This window comes from Neorhizobium sp. DAR64860/K0K1 (assembly GCF_050500205.1).
Lineage (GTDB): Bacteria > Pseudomonadota > Alphaproteobacteria > Rhizobiales > Rhizobiaceae > Neorhizobium > Neorhizobium soli.
The window spans coordinates 1,735,051-1,750,619 of sequence record NZ_CP191459.1 but is presented as its reverse complement, the minus strand read 5'-3'; the positions used below and the strand labels follow the sequence as shown (position 1 = coordinate 1,750,619).

The window sequence follows — 15,569 nt, the reverse complement described above, 5'->3', positions numbered from 1 at the left end:
ATGCGGTCTGCTTCTCCCTAACTGGAGGGGCGGGCCGCAACCACAACTACAATTGCGAGACACGGTAAGCACTCGCGTCCTGCACAGGCCGCAAGAGGGGAGCCTGTTGTTTCTGTTCGACCCTGGAGAGAGGGCTTAGACAATGAATATTTCAAGATTTTTCATCGACAGACCGGTTTTTGCTGGCGTTCTGTCCATCCTGATCGTGGTCGCCGGCCTGCTTGGCATGCGCGCACTCCCGATTTCCGAATATCCGAACGTGGTTCCGCCTTCGGTCGTCGTGAAGGCGACCTATCCCGGTGCTAATCCGGTCGTGATTGCCGAGACGGTTGCGACGCCGCTAGAAGAGCAGATCAACGGCGTCGAAGACATGCTCTACATGTCGAGCCAGGCCACATCGGACGGCGTCATGACGCTGACCGTAACCTTTAAGCTCGGCACAGATCCGGACAAGGCGCAGCAACTGGTGCAAAACCGCGTCAGCCAGGCTGAACCGCGCTTGCCATCCGAGGTGAGGGCGCTCGGCATCACCACGATCAAAAGCTCGCCCGACTTCATCATGGTCGTCAATCTGGTCTCGGATAGCGACCGTTATGACCTCACCTACCTTCGCAATTACGCGACGCTGAACGTCAAGGATCGGCTGGCACGGATCGAAGGCGTCGGCCAGGTGCAGGTCTTCGGCGCCGGTGACTATTCCATGCGTGTCTGGATCGATCCGCAAAAGGCTGCCGAGCACAATCTTGCGGCAAGCGATGTGACGGACGCAATCCGCGCGCAGAACGTTCAAGCCGCAGCCGGCATTATCGGCGCCTCGCCGAACCTGCCGGGCACCGACCTGCAGCTCAACGTCAACGCGCAGGGACGTCTGCAGTCGCCCGAAGAGTTCGGCAACATCATCGTCAAGAGCGGCGCCAATGGCGAGATCACAAGGCTTCGCGACGTCGCGAGGGTCGAAATGGGCGCCGCCGACTATACGCTGCGGTCGCTTCTAGACGGACGCCCGGCAGTTGCCATTCCCGTCCTGCAGGCCCCCGGCTCGAATGCGATCGAGATCGCCGATACGGTCCGCGCGACCATGGATCAGCTCCAGCTGGCGATGCCGGAAGGTGTCAAATACGAGATCGTCTACGACACCACGCAGTTCGTCCGCTCGTCGATCGAAAAGGTCGTCGATACGCTGCTCGAAGCCATTGCGCTGGTCGTCATCGTCGTCATCGTCTTCCTGCAGACTTGGCGTGCCTCGATCATTCCGCTGATCGCGGTTCCGGTCTCGATCATCGGCACGTTCGCCGTGATGTATGCGCTGGGCTTCTCGATCAACGCGCTGACGCTGTTCGGCCTGGTGCTGGCGATCGGTATTGTCGTGGATGACGCGATCGTCGTCGTCGAGAATGTCGAGCGCAATATCGAAAACGGGCTCAATCCGCGCGATGCCACCTACAAGGCGATGCGCGAAGTCTCCGGCCCGATCATCGCGATCGCGCTCGTGCTTGTCGCGGTGTTCGTGCCGCTCGCCTTCATCTCCGGCTTGTCCGGCCAGTTCTACCGCCAGTTCGCGCTGACCATCGCCATCTCGACGGTGATCTCGGCGATCAATTCGCTGACCTTGTCGCCGGCACTGGCAGCTCTTCTCCTCAAGGGGCATCATGCCCCGAAGGACCGGTTGACGCGTGGCATGGACTGGCTGTTCGGCTGGTTCTTCCGCGGCTTCAACCGGGTCTTCGGTTCCGCTTCGAACGGTTATGGCCGCACGGTGGGCGGGCTTCTGTCGCGCAAGAGTATCGTCATGGTGATCTATCTCGCCCTGATCGGTGCAACCTACAGCGTGTTCAACGCGGTGCCGGGCGGCTTCGTACCGGCGCAGGACAAGCAGTATCTGATCGGCTTTGCACAGCTGCCGGATGGGGCAACGCTCGACCGTACCGAAGATGTGGTGAAGCGCATGAGCGACATCGCCCTGAAGCAGCCGGGCGTCGAGCATGCGATTGCATTCCCAGGCCTGTCGATCAACGGTTTCACGATCGGCTCCAATTCCGGCATCGTCTTCGCAGTCCTTGATGACTTCGAGAACCGCACGACGCCGGAGCTTTCGGGCGGCGCCATCGCCATGGCACTGAACCAGAAATTCGCCGGTATCCAGGATGCGTTCATCGCGATGTTCCCGCCGCCGCCGGTCAACGGTCTCGGCACCACGGGCGGCTTCAAGCTGCAACTCGAAGACCGCGCCGGTTACGGTTACCAGGCACTGGACGATGCAACCAAGGCCGTGATTGCCAAGGCCATGCAGGCGCCGGAACTGGCAGGCATCTTCTCCAGCTTCCAGATCAACGTCCCGCAGCTGTTCGCCGATCTCGACCGCGCCAAGGCCGAACAGCTGGGCGTATCCGTCACCGACGTGTTCGAGACGCTGCAGATCTATCTCGGCTCACTCTACGTCAACGACTTCAACGCGTTTGGCCGTACCTACAGCGTGAGGGTGCAGGCGGATGCGCAGTTCCGCGCCAAGCCCGAGGATATCGGTGCATTGAAAGTTCGTTCGCAATCGGGCCAGATGATCCCGCTTTCGGCGCTCCTCAAGGTGGACGCCCAGACGGGTCCGGAACGCACGACGCGCTACAACGGCTTCCTCGCCGCGGATATCAACGGAGCGCCGGCACCTGGCTTCTCCTCCGGTCAGGCGGAAGCGGCGATCACCAAGATCCTCGACGAAACACTGCCGTCAGGCGTTGCCTTCGAGTGGACCGATCTCACCTACCAGCAGATCCTTGCCGGCAATTCGAGCATCATCGTGTTTCCGCTCGCCCTGCTGCTGGTCTATCTCGTGCTGGCGGCCCAGTACGAAAGCCTGACGCTGCCGATTGCGATAATCATGATCGTGCCGATGGGCGTGCTGGCGGCACTGACGGGTGTCTGGCTGACGGGAGGCGACAACAACATCTTCACCCAGATTGGGTTGGTGGTGCTGGTCGGACTGTCAGCGAAGAACGCGATCCTGATCGTGGAATTCGCCCGCGAGCTGGAGTTCGAAGGCCGAACGCCGTTCGAGGCTGCAGTCGAATCCAGCCGCCTTCGCCTTCGCCCGATCCTGATGACGTCGATGGCCTTTATCATGGGCGTGGTGCCGCTGGTCGTGTCCACCGGTGCCGGTGCGGAAATGCGCGTCGCCATGGGTATCGCGGTATTCTCCGGCATGATCGGGGTGACCTTCTTCGGCATCTTCATGACGCCGGTCTTCTATATGCTGGCGCGCCTGATGACCGGAATGCGGCCCCTGCGGCAGCACGGTTTGGAGGCGCCGCCCGCTCTCTCTCCAGCGGAGTAGCTGGCCTCCAGGCCCTGCGGGTTCTTCCTCTGGAAGGATCCGCAGAGCATTTTCAATTGTGCCAAGCCATAATGGGCCAGGGTTAACCTTACCCCGTAACCATTGGTAAAGGCTGTGATTGCGCTGCTTACCAATCGGTGGCAATCAGTTCGCACGCCCCTCGTAGCTCAAAGCCAGAGCAGCTGCTTCGTTTGCAGCCGATCCAGGTTCAATTCCTCGGCAGGGGCACCATCTTCCTTTCTCGCTAGATCGCGCCACCATCGATCACCAGTGTCTGCGCAGTTATGGCAGCCGCGGCGCTCGACGCGAGAAACAGACACGGGCCCACGACATCCTGCGCCACCAGGCTGCGTTTGAGGCACTGGCGCCCAATCATCGCGGCGATGTCCTCATCCTTCAGCCACAGGTCCTTTTGCCGCTCGGTGACGATCATGCCGGGCAGGATGGCATTGACCCGGATATTTTCCGGCCCAAGCCTGCCGGCGAGGCTTTTGGTCAGACCGACGATACCGGCCTTGGCGGTTGTGTAGGATGGCATGCCACCCATGTTGAGCATCCAGGCGATCGATGAGAAATTGACGATCGCACCACCGCCCGCCAACCGCATATGCGGCACGGCGGCTTGCGATGTGAAGAACACCTGCTTCAAATTGATCGCCTGGCTGAGGTCCCAGTAATCTTCGGTGATATCATCGAGATCCCGGCGATCGTCCCAGGCGGCGTTGTTCACGAGCACCGAGAGTGACCCGAGGCTTGCTGCCGCATCATCGACCGCATGTTTGATGGCGTCGGTATCGCGCAAGTCCGCCCTTATATATTGGACTGGATGATCGTTGATCGCGGAAAGCCGGTCCGCCAGTGCTGTGCTGGGTTCGTCGGCAATGTCGATAAACGAGACCTTCGCGCCATGGGCCGCGAATCCCTCGACAAGCGCCGCTCCAATGCCGGATCCGCCGCCCGTGATCAGCACGCCGCGGCCGCGCAGATCCGCGTGCCCCATCAAATCCTCATTCATAGGGTTTTCTCCATTCCCATTCTCAGTTCTAACGCTTCGAACCTCGCCGTCAATTGCGCCGGCTCCCTCCTATCTGTAGTCCGGATGCGTATCCGGTCCTGCAAATCCCGTCAGTCTCTCCAAAAGGAATTCCGCATTGTCAGTCTCCCAAAACGTCATCGTCCTGCCGACCAGAGGTTATCGCGGCTTTCTCTTCGACATGGACGGAACGATCCTCAATTCGATTGCTTCCGCCGAACGTGTCTGGGGACGCTGGGCGGCAGAGCAGGGGCTCGACGTGGAGAAATTCCTGCCCTTCATGCACGGCAAGCGCGGCATCGACACGATCACCAGCCTCAACCTGCCGGGTCTTGATCCGGCAGTGGAAGCGGAGAAGGTTCTGCGCGGCGAGATCGACGATGTCGAGGGTATCGTTCAGATACCGGGCGCTGCTGAATTCTTGGCGAGCCTGCCCGCGGGGCAATGGGGTGTCGTGACGTCGTCGCCGCTGGAACTCGCAAAGGCAAGACTTGCCGCAGCTGGCCTTGCGATACCGTCCATGCTGGTCACTGCCGAGGACGTCACGATCGGCAAACCGGACCCGCAGGGCTACAGGCTCGGCGCGAAACGGCTTGGCGCAGACCCTTCCAACTTGATGGTGTTCGAGGACGTCCCTGCCGGCATCAAGGCAGGCGAGGCGGCGGGTGCCGATGTCATGGTGATCACCGCCACCCATACCCACGACGTCGAAGGGGGGCACTTCCGGATCCCGGATTACACCGGGGTTTCCGTAAGCGTCGCCAACGACGGCGTCATCACCTTTCAGTCCAGAGCGTGAGAGGCTGACGCCGGTCGTCTGGTACCGGTCAGGCAGCCCTGCTGGATGTTTTCATGAACTGGACGGTGGCGATCCACAGTATGACGCCGAGGCCAAGCAGGGCGGCGGCAATGGCATACTGGACCGGATCGCGACCGGCCCAGGGACCCGCCAGAAACACGCAGGAGATCACACCAAGAACCGGCAAGATCGTTGGTGTCCGGAAGTGCTTGTGATCTACCTTGTCCTTGCGCAGCACCAGCACGGCGACATTGACGATCGCAAAGACGCAAAGCAACAGTAGTGCAGTCGTCCCGCCAAGAGCGGGCACGCCGCCGGCAAAGAGAATCAGACAGACGGCGAGAAGCGATGTGAAAACGATTGCGATATACGGCGTGCGGCGCGTTGCGTGCACCTTGCCGAGCATGGCGGGCAGCACATTTTCGCGAGCCATGCCGTAGATAAGCCGGCTTGCCATCATCATATTGATCAGCGCCGAATTGGCGACGGCAAACATCGTGATGATCGCAAAGATGCTGATCGGGAACGCGGGCGCGCCGGCCTGGATGACTTTCAGAAGCGGTGTCTCCCCTTCGCCCAGTTCGTTCGCCGGCACCAGAGTAATCGCTGAAATTGCCACGAGAATGTAGATCACGCCGGTGATCGCGAGACCGGTCAGCAGCACTTTCGGGAAGAGACGGCTTGGCTCCTTGCACTCTTCGGCCATGTTGACCGAGTCCTCGAACCCGACCATCGCGAAAAAGGCAAGACCGGTTGCGGCGACGACTGGCCAGAACGTTCCGCTGCCTTCCGGTGTGGCGAACGTCCAGGCACGCGACACATCGCCCTCGCCACCAGCAATCGCCCAGAGGCCGATGCCGATGATGATGAGGAGGCCGGTCAGTTCCACAACGGTCAGTACGACGTTGAGCTTTACGCTTTCACCGACACCGCGGAAATTGACCGCGGCCACCAGCGCAATGAAGCCGACAGCGATCAGTGGTACGCCCCAGACCCCAAGATCGAGCCCGAGCGACGTCGAGAAGTTGGCAGCAAACGCCCGCGATGCCGTCGCTGCAGACGTGATGCCTGATGACATCACGGCGAAGGCGACAAGGAACGTGACGAAATGGACGCCGAAGGCTTTATGGGTGTAGAGCGCAGCACCAGCTGCCTGCGGATATTTGGTGACGAGTTCGAGATAGGAGCAGGCGGTCAGCAGGGCGACAAGAAAGGCGATGAGGAATGGAAGCCAGACAACGCCTCCAACTTCGGCGGCCACTTGTCCGGTCAGCGCGTAGATCCCCGTTCCGAGAATATCGCCAACGATGAACAGCAGCAGCAGGCCGGGGCCCATCACGCGCTTGAGTTCAGGTGTTTCTTCTTTCGCGCCGAACGCCTCTGCCATGACTGCCTCCCAACATAGTCCTACATGGCAACACTAATGGGAACATCACACGATTGTTCCATGTTTGGTATGGTTTAACCGATCACGCCGAGCGTTACAGCCGCGACGACGCCATAGCGAAGCGTCTTGCCGATGAAGACCAAAACAAGGAACGTTGGCAGCGGTTCTTTAAGAACACCCGCGACCACGGTGATGGCATCGCCGCCGATCGGTAGCCAGCTCAGGAGCAACGACCACTTTCCGTATTTCCGATACCACGTCTTCGCCTTCTCGAGCTTGTCAGGCTTGACGGGGAACCAGCGTCGGTCCCGCAACCGCTCCACGCCCAATCCCATCAGCCAGTTGACGACCGAGCCGAGCGTATTGCCGACGGAGGCCGTGAGCACGAGGGCCGCAAGCGCATAGCGATCCGACAGGATGAGGCCGACAAGGACCGCTTCCGATTGCATCGGAAAGATCGTGGCAGCGATGAATGCGGCAAAGAACAGGCCCGCATAGGCGGCAAGATCGACCATGGAAAACCGGGTTTGACATGTGGAAATGAAAAAGGGCGGGAAACGACCCGCCCTTTTGTCCGGATGGTAGAACGTCTCAGACGTTGCCGATCTGCTTGGAATCGACGGCTGTGTCGTCTGCAACAGGCTTCTGAGCCTGATGGCGGGTACGCCAGTCGCCGAGGAACAGCAGGATCGGCGCCGCGATGAACACCGACGAGAGGGCAGCGACGAGAATGCCGAACACCATAGGGATCGCGAAGCTGGAGACGGCGCTGCCGCCCCAGATAGCCATAGGCAAAAGCGAGAGGAACGCCGTTGCCGAGGTATAGAGGCTTCGAGCCAGCGTCTCGTTGATCGACAGGTCGATCACGTCGCGAAGCGGCATCTTCTTGTAGAGGCGCATATTCTCGCGCATGCGGTCATAGACCACGACCTTGTCGTTGACAGAGTAACCGACCAGCGTCAGCAGGGCTGCAATCGCTGTCAGGTTGAAGTCGAGACCGGTGATCGCGAAGAAGCCGATCGTCTTTGTCACATCGAGCACGAGTGTCGCGATGGCACCGACGGCGAAGGGCCATTCGAACCGCACCCAGATGTAGATCATCATGGCAATCGAGGCAAGCAGGACCGACAGGAAGCCGGCAGTCGCAAGTTCGCCTGATACCTTCGGACCGACGACTTCGGTACGCTCGACCTTGGCAGTCTGGTCGATCTTCAGGACTTCCGTCTTGAGCTTCTCGACGGCCTCTGTCTGGGCTATCTCGCCGCCTGGCTGGCGCTCGACACGGACCAGAAGCCTGTTATGGGCACCGAATTCCTGCAGTGCCACTTCGCCGAGACCGAGTTCGTTGAGGCCCGAACGGAAGGATGCAAGATCCGCTTCGTTGGCGGTCACGACTTCCATCTGGATACCGCCGCGGAAGTCGACGCCGTAGTTGAGGCCCGGCGTCACGAACAGCACGAGCGAGGCGATCGACAGGAGGACCGACACGCCGATACCGATGAAACGACCCTTCATGAAGGGGATACGCGTGCCATCCGGAACGAGGTTGATCGGCAGAAGCGGCTTGATCTCGATCTTCTTCAGCTTGCGCTGAGCGGCAATGTAGATCATCGCGACGCGAACGACCGACACGGCGGTGAACATCGAGATCATGATGCCGAGGCCCATGGTGACCGCGAAGCCGCGGACAGGACCTGAGCCGAACCAGAACAGAAGGACGGTCGCAATCAGCGCCGTGACGTTACTGTCGACGATGGTCGAGTATGCGCGGGCAAAGCCCGAGTCGATTGCCGCAAACGCGCTCTTGCCCTTGCGGGTTTCTTCCTTGATGCGCTCGTTGATCAGAACGTTCGCATCGACTGCAAGACCGATGCCGAGCACCACGCCGGCGATGCCAGGCAGGGTGAGCGTCGACCCGATCAAGGTGAGGCCCGCAAAGGTCAGGACGACGTTGATGAGCAGCGCAGCGTTGGCCAGAATGCCCCAGCTTCCGTAGAGGAAGAAGATAAAGCAGACGACGAGGACGAAGCCGATGAGGCCGGTGAAGATGCCCATTTCGATCGCATCGGAGCCAAGGTCGGCGCCGACGGTGCGTTCTTCGATGACAGTGAGCTTGGCGGGCAGGGAGCCGGCACGCAGCAGCGCGGAAAGGGTGGTCGCGTCCTCAGGCGTGAAGCTGCCGGAAATCTGACCGGAGCCACCGGTGATCGGCGTCTGGATGACGGGCGCACTGAGCACCTTGTTGTCGAGCACGATCGCAAATGGACGACCGACGTTTGCCTGTGTGATCTGGGCAAAGCGGGCTGCACCGGCGCTGTCGAAACGGAAGGTCACGATAGGCTGGCGGCTCTGCTGGTCGAAGGCCGCGCGGGCATCGGTCAGGCGGTCGCCGGAGAGTTCGACGCGATCGAGCACCGGATACTGCTGCCCGCTTTCGTCTGCGATCATCGTCACGCCCGGCTGGCCCTGGTCACCGAGAAGGTGGAAGCTCATCTTGGCGGTCGAGCCGAGAAGCTGGCGCAGGCGCGAAGGGTCCTGTTCGCCAGGAAGCTGGACGAGAACGCGGTCCGAACCCACACGCTGAATCGTCGGCTCGGCGACGCCGACCTGGTCGACGCGCTGGCGGATGATCTCAAGGCTTTGCTCAACGGCAGCGTTGATATGGGAGGTGATCCCCGCATCCGTCTGGGCGATGGAAATCGTGTTGTCGCCCTGGCTGGTGATGGAAAGGTCGCTGCCACCAACCGTCGTGCCAAGCCCGATCGGGTTCGCGAGCGTCTGCAACTCGGTGACGGCCTGATCGCGCTGCGCTGGATCGCGAAGCGTAACTAGCACAGCCTCGCCCGAGCGACGGATAGCCGATGTTGCGAGGTTCTTTTCGCGCAGAACGCGGCGTGCATCCTGGATCAGGCCCTGGACACGCTCGTTGATGAGGTCGGCACGGTCCACTTCCAGCACCAGATGCGAACCGCCGCGAAGGTCGAGACCGAGCGACACACGGCTGTGAGGCAGGAAGGACGGCACGCGGTCGAGGACCGATTGCGGCAAAATGTTCGGCATCGCCACCAGGAAGCCGAACACGATGACGAGGATATAGCTCGCCACCAGCCAGGGTGAATTTCTCATGTTTTAAGATCCTGCTTCGCCCCGGTTGCGCGTTTCGCAGCAAGGGGCCGTATGCGTGTGAGGTTCGACTATCGCGCTTAGGAGACGACGGGCGGTGCGCGCGGCAGCGGAACCGGCCAATGCGTGCCGATAGGGTTGGCATCGGTGAGCGCGGATGCAATCGCCTGAGCAAAATCCGGAATCGTCAGTGTCGAGGCGGTGAAAGCCAAAGCGCCGTCTGCGCCGCTCCACTGGCTGGGACCAGCCTCCCTGCGGTCGGCAGTCGCCAGCGTGCGGATAGGATCGCGTTTGCTGGCTTGTGGTGTCTCCGAGCTCTTCTCGCTGGAATGCGCAACGCGCAGAATTGCCTGGCTGTCACGAAGGCCACCGGACAGAAGGGCGACGAAGGCGATCAGCAGTGCCGCGACAAAGACTGCCCATTGCGACGGGAGCTTGTCCTGCGCGCACCGGGCCGTCTCTCGTGTTCCTGCCGGAAACACCGCCATCCGTTCCAACTCCGGAATATTCGTCACACCGAAGAGCCTGCTTCGGAAGAATGCCGCTTCTAAAGGAGAGTGCTGGTACGGTCAATCGCATCACGGCAGGGGATAACCGAAGTTTGACCCGCCTCGCGTCGGGCGCGAACCGGCCTTGACCTCAGTCAACGATTGGACGGGGCTCACCAGCACTTTCGAGCTGGGGGTCCGCGAGCCCCTGACCGGTTATTGCCGGCTGCGACCACCTAACGTTGCTAGCCGGCCTGCTTCAATGGCAGCGCTCTGATTCGACGGTCAATCTCGATTGTATGATAATGAGCGTTTAAACCGCTGTTTCAAAACGAGCCGAAACGACTAGGCAGACTGGATCAGCGGCAAGACTTCGATCGTGCCGTGATAGATCATTGTGATTGCGACATAGACGATTACGGCGAGGCCGAGATAGGCGATCCAGCGGTAGCGGTTGAGCAGGTTCGCCACGAAATTGGCAGCGATACCCATCATCGCAATCGACACGACGAGACCGATGATCAGGACTGCGGAATGCTCCTGAGCAGCTCCGGCAACGGCAAGGACGTTGTCCAGTGACATGGACACATCAGCGACGACGATCTGCATTGCCGCTTGAAAAAACGTCTTTTGCGGTTGGTTGGCGGCCGCAGCGTTGAGCGCGTCGGCGTCTGCCGTATCGTGGGCACGCAGTTCGCTCCACATTTTCCAGCACACCCAGGCGAGCAACAGGCCGCCGACAAGCTGCAGCCCGACGATGCCGAGAAGGTATGAGGTGACCGCTGCAAAGATCAGACGAAGCACGGTTGCGGCCGCGATGCCGAACAGGATTGCCTTCTTGCGCATGTCCGCCGGAAGGCCGGCAGCGGCAAGACCGATAACGATCGCGTTGTCGCCGGACAGCACGAGATTGATGGCAATGACCTCGACGAGGGCAGCCAAGCCAGCAGCGGTAAATAGATCCATGATAGGGAGGCCTGAATGGGAAGGATTGGAGGTAATTTCCTCTATCTGCTTCTTCGCGGTTGCGCACAAGCAATTTACAATTGTCTTTCCGCAAACCGTGTAACGGATGGTCTGCCGGAAGATCAGCAACGGCGCTGGCGGGCAGGATATTTACATTCCCCAATTCCACCGTCATCAATGAGGCTACAAACGGGGAAATACCATGACGCTTGAACAGGATATCGCCAGGATCGCCGAGCAGGAAGCGGCCCTGATTTTCGACCGCTTTGGTCCGGACGAAGCCTGGCGACTCGGTTCTTTGCTGCGCGACATGGCGATCGAGAAGGGGCTGCCAGTCGCGATCGGTATCCGGCTTCACTCGATGCCACTCTTTTACACGGCGTTGCCGGGGTCGATGCCTGACAACGAAGACTGGGTTCGGCGCAAGAGCAATGTCGTCCTGCGCTTCTTTCAGTCGAGCTATGGGATGGGTCTGAAAATGACAAGGCAGGAGACAACACTCGAGGCAAAGTTCTCGCTTCCTATTGCCGACTATGCACCGCATGGCGGCAGTTTTCCGATAAAGGTGGACGGCGCGGGCTGTATCGGCGCAGTCACCGTATCGGGTCTCCCGCAGCGAGATGATCACAGGCTTGTCGTGGAGGCTCTGCTGGTGATGATGGGCAAGTCGTCCGACGGTCTTCAACTGGAGCAAGCTTCATGAGTTCTGAAGCGGTTCGTACCCCTGAAGACGTGCTGAATTTCTGGTTTGTCGAACTGGGACCGGAGAAATGGTTCGAAAAGAACCCTGCGCTGGACGTCGCAATCTCGAAGCATTTCGCAGCGACGCACCTGTTTCTGGCGCATGGAGATCTGGATACGTGGCGAGGTTCGCGCGAGGGGCAGCTCGCGGCCATCATCGTACTCGACCAGTTTTCTCGCAATATCTATCGGGGCACACCGCTGGCGTTCGCAACAGATTGGATCGCGTTGCGGGAGGCGAGGCTGGCAGTCGACGAAGGTGTCGATACGGGCGCCGGTCTGCATGAGCGGTGCTTCCTGTATCTGCCCTTCGAGCATTCGGAAGCGCTTGAAGACCAGGATCGCGCAGTCGAGCTTTTTGCTCTCCTCGGCGACGAACGATATCACGACTACGCGGTCAAGCACCGGGAGGTGATCCGTCAGTTCGGCCGCTTCCCGCATCGAAATGCTTTGCTCGGACGCAATTCGACCCCGGAAGAGCTCGAGTATCTTGCTCTGCCGGGGTCGGGTTTTTGATCAGACCTGATCTAACCAGCGCTTAGCGTCTAAACGCGCGCGCAACTGCAATAAGTATGCAGGCGCCGATAAAGCCGGCGATGAGGTAGCCAATCCAGCCGCCCAGCACAACGCCGAAGAAGCCGAGAATGGCGTTGGCGATGATCGCGCCGACGATGCCGAGAAGGATGTTCATGAAGACGCCCATATTGCTCTTCATGAACTGTTCTGCCAGCCAGCCTGCAATGCCGCCGATGATGATGGCTGCGATCCAGCCGATGCCTGCTTCTTCCATGTCTTACCCTCACGTTTGAATTTGCGATTGGTAACGCAGCAGAATGTTCCAAAGTTCCCAAGGAATTTTCAAGCTGTGCAGGACGTCCTTTTCTTCGCCTTGAAGTGCCTCTATTCGTGCCTGCGATTCCGATTGTCCTGAGAAGAGTAGAGACCGGTGCGCGTGAACTCCTTCGATCCCTTGTCGCTGATGACGCGAACGATCCGCGCATCCATGATCGTCCTGCTTGTGACCGCAGCAGCGTTTACGGCCAATGCGCAGGCTCCGCAGACCGGTACGACGTCAACCCAGGCTGCACCGACCCAAGCTCCACCGACCCCGGCTGCGCCAACCCCGGCTGCACCGACCCAAGCGGCACCAGCCCAGACCGCGCCGGGCCAGGCAGCCCCCAGGCAGGCCGGGCAACCGCAGGCATCTGCTCAGCAAGATCCACAGTCGATGGTGACGGTCGACTCGATCAATCATGAAATGAAGGAGACATTGGACAGCCTTCGCGGCCGGCTGACCACGTTCAACGATCAGGTCAGGCAGGATACGACTGACGACGGCCGACTGGCCGAGCTTCGCCTGCAGGCGGAAGAGATCGTCGAACAGATGCGCAGCGCGTCTGACACGCTGAAGGCACGTGTCACGCAGATCCAGTCCAGGTTGACGAGCCTCGGAGAACCACCGGCCGAAGGGCAGCCGCAGGAAGCGCCGGCCGTCGCCGAGGAGCGCGGCAAGCTGGTCAATGAGCGTTCCGAGCTGAACCTCATCGTCGATGATGCCAACAACCTGGCCAACAGCGCGACAAATCTCGCGAACACGATCACCAACCTGCGCCGTGCCCTGTTCGCGCAGACGCTGTTTCGTCATACGGAATTGAACGCCGATCTATTCATCGAGGCGGGCAATGCCTTCGTAACTGAAGTGCACAACTTCAACGCGACGCTTGGCAGCTGGATCGGCTTTGTCATCCGCTTCAAGCTGCTTCAGCTTCTGAGCGCCATCGCGCTGTCCATCGGTGCTGCGGCCCTTTTCCTTTGGGGCGGCTACCGCATTTTCGGCCGCTTCATTCGTCGCAACGGTCAGGAAGATCCATCCTACATCAAGCGTCTTTCGGTCGCCTTCTGGTCGACCGTGATCCAAACGGTCTCGATCGCGGCCTTTCTGGTGACCTCCTATCTTTTCCTCGATGGGTTCAATGTTCTCAGACCCGATGTGGCGCCGATCATTGCTTCGCTGTTCGGCTTCATCTGGTTCGTCTCGTTTGTCTGGAAGCTCACCTATGGCGTAATGGCGCCGGGAGAACCGGCATGGCGACTGGTGCGCATCACCGATAAGGGCGCGCGGCTGCTGACATTGGCCGTGCTCGTCATGGCGGTGGTCAACGGACTGGATTACCTTCTCGGCGCGATCAGCGAGGCATTGAACTCGCCACTGGTTCTGACGATCGTCAAGAGCCTGTTCGCCGCTGTCATCGTTGGTCTCATCCTGATCGCCATTTCCTTTGTACGGCCGCGCGTTGCCGAGGGCGAGGATCGTGGCGGCAGTACCGGCCATCCGTGGCCGCGGTTTTTCTCCGGTCTGTTGAAGATCATGGGCGGGCTGCTTCTGCTTGCTGTCCTGACGGGCTATATTGGTCTTGCCCGTTTCGTCGCGACACAGATCGTGCTGACCGGCGCGGTTGTCGTCCTGGTCTATCTGGGCTTCCTGTCGGGCAAGGCGATCTCCAAGCAGGGTGCGTTCAAGAACACCGGCGCCGGTCGGCAGCTGGCGGAGCGCCGCAATTTTGGCGAGGTCGCGCTCGACCAGACAGGGCTTGTTGCCGGCCTCGGCATCTATGCGTTCGCCCTGTTTCTCGGCATCCCGCTCATCCTTCTGACCTGGGGCTTCCAGACCACGGATATCGAGGCATGGATCTACAATTTCTTCACCGAAATTCGGATCGGTAACGTCTCCATCTCGATCGTCGGCATTTTCGGCGGCATTCTCCTGTTCGGGCTGGGGTTTGTCGTAACTCATTGGGTTCAGAAGTGGATCGACAACAACGTTCTTGCCCGAAGCCAGGTGGATCTTGGTGTCCGAAACTCGGTGAAGACGGGCATCGGCTATCTCGGCGTCGGGCTTGCCGTCATCGTCGGCGTGTCGGCTGCGGGCATTGACCTCTCAAGCTTTGCTCTTGTCGCGTCTGCACTGTCGGTCGGTATCGGTTTCGGCCTGCAGAACATCGTATCGAACTTCGTTTCGGGACTGATTCTGCTTGTGGAACGTCCGTTCAAGGTGGGTGACCACGTGGTGACGGGTGCAAACGAAGGTATCGTCAAGCGGATTTCTGTACGTGCGACCGAGATCGAGACCTTCCGCAAACAATCTATCATCGTGCCGAACTCCGACCTGATCAACGCCGCGGTCGGCAACTGGACGCATCGCAACAAGATCGGCCGTTCGGAAATTCCGATCGCTGTCAGCTACAACGCTGACCCGCAACGGGTGATGGACATTCTGCTGGAACTCGTCGACCAGATCCCCGAAGTGCTGCGGAATCCGGAGCCTCACGTCGAGTTCCTGACATTCGGGCCGTCGTCGCTGAATTTCGAGCTTCGTTTCCATCTCGCTGACATGGGCGATGGTCTTCGCATCCGGAACAACCTCAGGATCGCCATTCTGCAGCGCTTCCGCGCGGAGGGCATCGAGATTCCGTTCCCGCAGCAGGAGATCGTCTTCCACCGCGGAAAGCCGGTCCTGCCCGATGAGGGAGATACGGCGGGTGGCGCGTAAAGCCACACGCCGAGAATGGTAAGGTACCGGAATAATACATCATTCACTTTAGGCAGCGGTAACTCGATGACCGCTGCGCTCAAGATGTGAAAGTACTGCCTAATTAACGCTTCTGAAAATTGCTTCGCATAGAGTTAAACAAATGGGGCAAGGATCG

The 15,569-nt window shown here is 60.0% G+C and carries 12 protein-coding genes and 1 tRNA gene; 6 read left to right on the top strand and 7 right to left on the bottom strand.

The window, feature by feature from the left end:
* Positions 1-142 precede the first annotated feature (142 nt).
* Both ACQY1J_RS13080 and ACQY1J_RS13075 read left to right on the top strand, forming a co-directional pair.
* The gene (locus tag ACQY1J_RS13080; protein WP_430251853.1) at positions 143-3,325 is read left to right on the top strand and encodes an efflux RND transporter permease subunit; all 3,183 of its coding nucleotides are present in this window, start codon (positions 143-145) and stop codon (positions 3,323-3,325) included.
* A gap of 155 nt (positions 3,326-3,480) precedes the next feature.
* A tRNA-Thr gene (locus ACQY1J_RS13075) sits at positions 3,481-3,556 on the top strand.
* 13 nt (positions 3,557-3,569) lie between these two features.
* On the opposite strand, the gene ACQY1J_RS13070 is transcribed toward ACQY1J_RS13075, so the two are convergent.
* Positions 3,570-4,340, bottom strand: coding sequence for an SDR family NAD(P)-dependent oxidoreductase (locus ACQY1J_RS13070; protein ID WP_092662210.1), 771 nt, complete (start codon positions 4,338-4,340; stop codon positions 3,570-3,572).
* A 136-nt stretch (positions 4,341-4,476) separates the two neighbouring features.
* On the opposite strand from ACQY1J_RS13070, the gene ACQY1J_RS13065 reads away from it, so the two are divergent.
* Positions 4,477-5,157, top strand: coding sequence for an HAD-IA family hydrolase (locus ACQY1J_RS13065; protein WP_430251851.1), 681 nt, complete (start codon positions 4,477-4,479; stop codon positions 5,155-5,157).
* A gap of 28 nt (positions 5,158-5,185) precedes the next feature.
* Here the strand turns inward: ACQY1J_RS13065 and ACQY1J_RS13060 are convergent, their stop codons facing one another.
* From ACQY1J_RS13060 to ACQY1J_RS13040, 5 genes are all read right to left on the bottom strand, one after another.
* Positions 5,186-6,544, bottom strand: a complete 1,359-nt coding sequence (locus ACQY1J_RS13060) for an APC family permease (RefSeq protein WP_092662213.1) — start codon at positions 6,542-6,544, stop codon at positions 5,186-5,188.
* A gap of 74 nt (positions 6,545-6,618) precedes the next feature.
* The gene (locus tag ACQY1J_RS13055) at positions 6,619-7,059 is read right to left on the bottom strand and encodes a YqaA family protein (RefSeq protein WP_430251848.1); all 441 of its coding nucleotides are present in this window, start codon (positions 7,057-7,059) and stop codon (positions 6,619-6,621) included.
* Between the two features lie 76 nt (positions 7,060-7,135).
* The gene (gene secD, locus ACQY1J_RS13050) at positions 7,136-9,670 is read right to left on the bottom strand and encodes a protein translocase subunit SecD (RefSeq protein WP_174196709.1); all 2,535 of its coding nucleotides are present in this window, start codon (positions 9,668-9,670) and stop codon (positions 7,136-7,138) included.
* Between the two features lie 77 nt (positions 9,671-9,747).
* Positions 9,748-10,155: a hypothetical protein gene (locus ACQY1J_RS13045; protein ID WP_113166478.1), complete on the bottom strand. Its 408-nt coding sequence runs from the start codon at positions 10,153-10,155 to the stop codon at positions 9,748-9,750.
* A gap of 345 nt (positions 10,156-10,500) precedes the next feature.
* The gene (locus ACQY1J_RS13040) at positions 10,501-11,121 is read right to left on the bottom strand and encodes a TerC family protein (RefSeq protein WP_092662219.1); all 621 of its coding nucleotides are present in this window, start codon (positions 11,119-11,121) and stop codon (positions 10,501-10,503) included.
* 202 nt (positions 11,122-11,323) lie between these two features.
* Here ACQY1J_RS13040 and ACQY1J_RS13035 point away from each other — a divergent pair, with 202 nt between their 5' ends.
* Both ACQY1J_RS13035 and ACQY1J_RS13030 read left to right on the top strand, forming a co-directional pair.
* Positions 11,324-11,824 carry a heme-degrading domain-containing protein gene (locus tag ACQY1J_RS13035; RefSeq protein ID WP_430251846.1) on the top strand — a complete coding sequence of 167 codons (501 nt, stop codon included), beginning with the start codon at positions 11,324-11,326 and terminating at the stop codon, positions 11,822-11,824.
* Positions 11,821-12,378 carry a DUF924 family protein gene (locus ACQY1J_RS13030; protein ID WP_192086610.1) on the top strand — a complete coding sequence of 186 codons (558 nt, stop codon included), beginning with the start codon at positions 11,821-11,823 and terminating at the stop codon, positions 12,376-12,378. The genes ACQY1J_RS13035 and ACQY1J_RS13030 overlap by 4 nt, the downstream gene beginning before the upstream one ends.
* Positions 12,379-12,400: 22 nt before the next feature.
* On the opposite strand, the gene ACQY1J_RS13025 is transcribed toward ACQY1J_RS13030, so the two are convergent.
* Positions 12,401-12,652: a GlsB/YeaQ/YmgE family stress response membrane protein gene (locus ACQY1J_RS13025; RefSeq protein WP_062457205.1), complete on the bottom strand. Its 252-nt coding sequence runs from the start codon at positions 12,650-12,652 to the stop codon at positions 12,401-12,403.
* 189 nt (positions 12,653-12,841) lie between these two features.
* Here ACQY1J_RS13025 and ACQY1J_RS13020 point away from each other — a divergent pair, with 189 nt between their 5' ends.
* The gene (locus ACQY1J_RS13020) at positions 12,842-15,412 is read left to right on the top strand and encodes a mechanosensitive ion channel domain-containing protein (RefSeq protein ID WP_430251940.1); all 2,571 of its coding nucleotides are present in this window, start codon (positions 12,842-12,844) and stop codon (positions 15,410-15,412) included.
* Positions 15,413-15,569 lie beyond the last annotated feature (157 nt).

What these genes read in the sequence shown, in the direction of transcription:
- ACQY1J_RS13080 (WP_430251853.1), top strand. Translation starts at nt 143, where the DNA reads ATGAATATTTCAAGATTTTTCATCGACAGACCGGTTTTTGCTGGCGTT.
- ACQY1J_RS13070 (WP_092662210.1), bottom strand. Translation starts at nt 4,340, where the DNA reads ATGAATGAGGATTTGATGGGGCACGCGGATCTGCGCGGCCGCGGCGTG.
- ACQY1J_RS13060 (WP_092662213.1), bottom strand. Translation starts at nt 6,544, where the DNA reads ATGGCAGAGGCGTTCGGCGCGAAAGAAGAAACACCTGAACTCAAGCGC.
- ACQY1J_RS13055 (WP_430251848.1), bottom strand. Translation starts at nt 7,059, where the DNA reads ATGGTCGATCTTGCCGCCTATGCGGGCCTGTTCTTTGCCGCATTCATC.
- secD (WP_174196709.1), bottom strand. Translation starts at nt 9,670, where the DNA reads ATGAGAAATTCACCCTGGCTGGTGGCGAGCTATATCCTCGTCATCGTG.
- ACQY1J_RS13045 (WP_113166478.1), bottom strand. Translation starts at nt 10,155, where the DNA reads ATGGCGGTGTTTCCGGCAGGAACACGAGAGACGGCCCGGTGCGCGCAG.
- ACQY1J_RS13040 (WP_092662219.1), bottom strand. Translation starts at nt 11,121, where the DNA reads ATGGATCTATTTACCGCTGCTGGCTTGGCTGCCCTCGTCGAGGTCATT.
- ACQY1J_RS13035 (WP_430251846.1), top strand. Translation starts at nt 11,324, where the DNA reads ATGACGCTTGAACAGGATATCGCCAGGATCGCCGAGCAGGAAGCGGCC.
- ACQY1J_RS13030 (WP_192086610.1), top strand. Translation starts at nt 11,821, where the DNA reads ATGAGTTCTGAAGCGGTTCGTACCCCTGAAGACGTGCTGAATTTCTGG.
- ACQY1J_RS13025 (WP_062457205.1), bottom strand. Translation starts at nt 12,652, where the DNA reads ATGGAAGAAGCAGGCATCGGCTGGATCGCAGCCATCATCATCGGCGGC.
- ACQY1J_RS13020 (WP_430251940.1), top strand. Translation starts at nt 12,842, where the DNA reads ATGACGCGAACGATCCGCGCATCCATGATCGTCCTGCTTGTGACCGCA.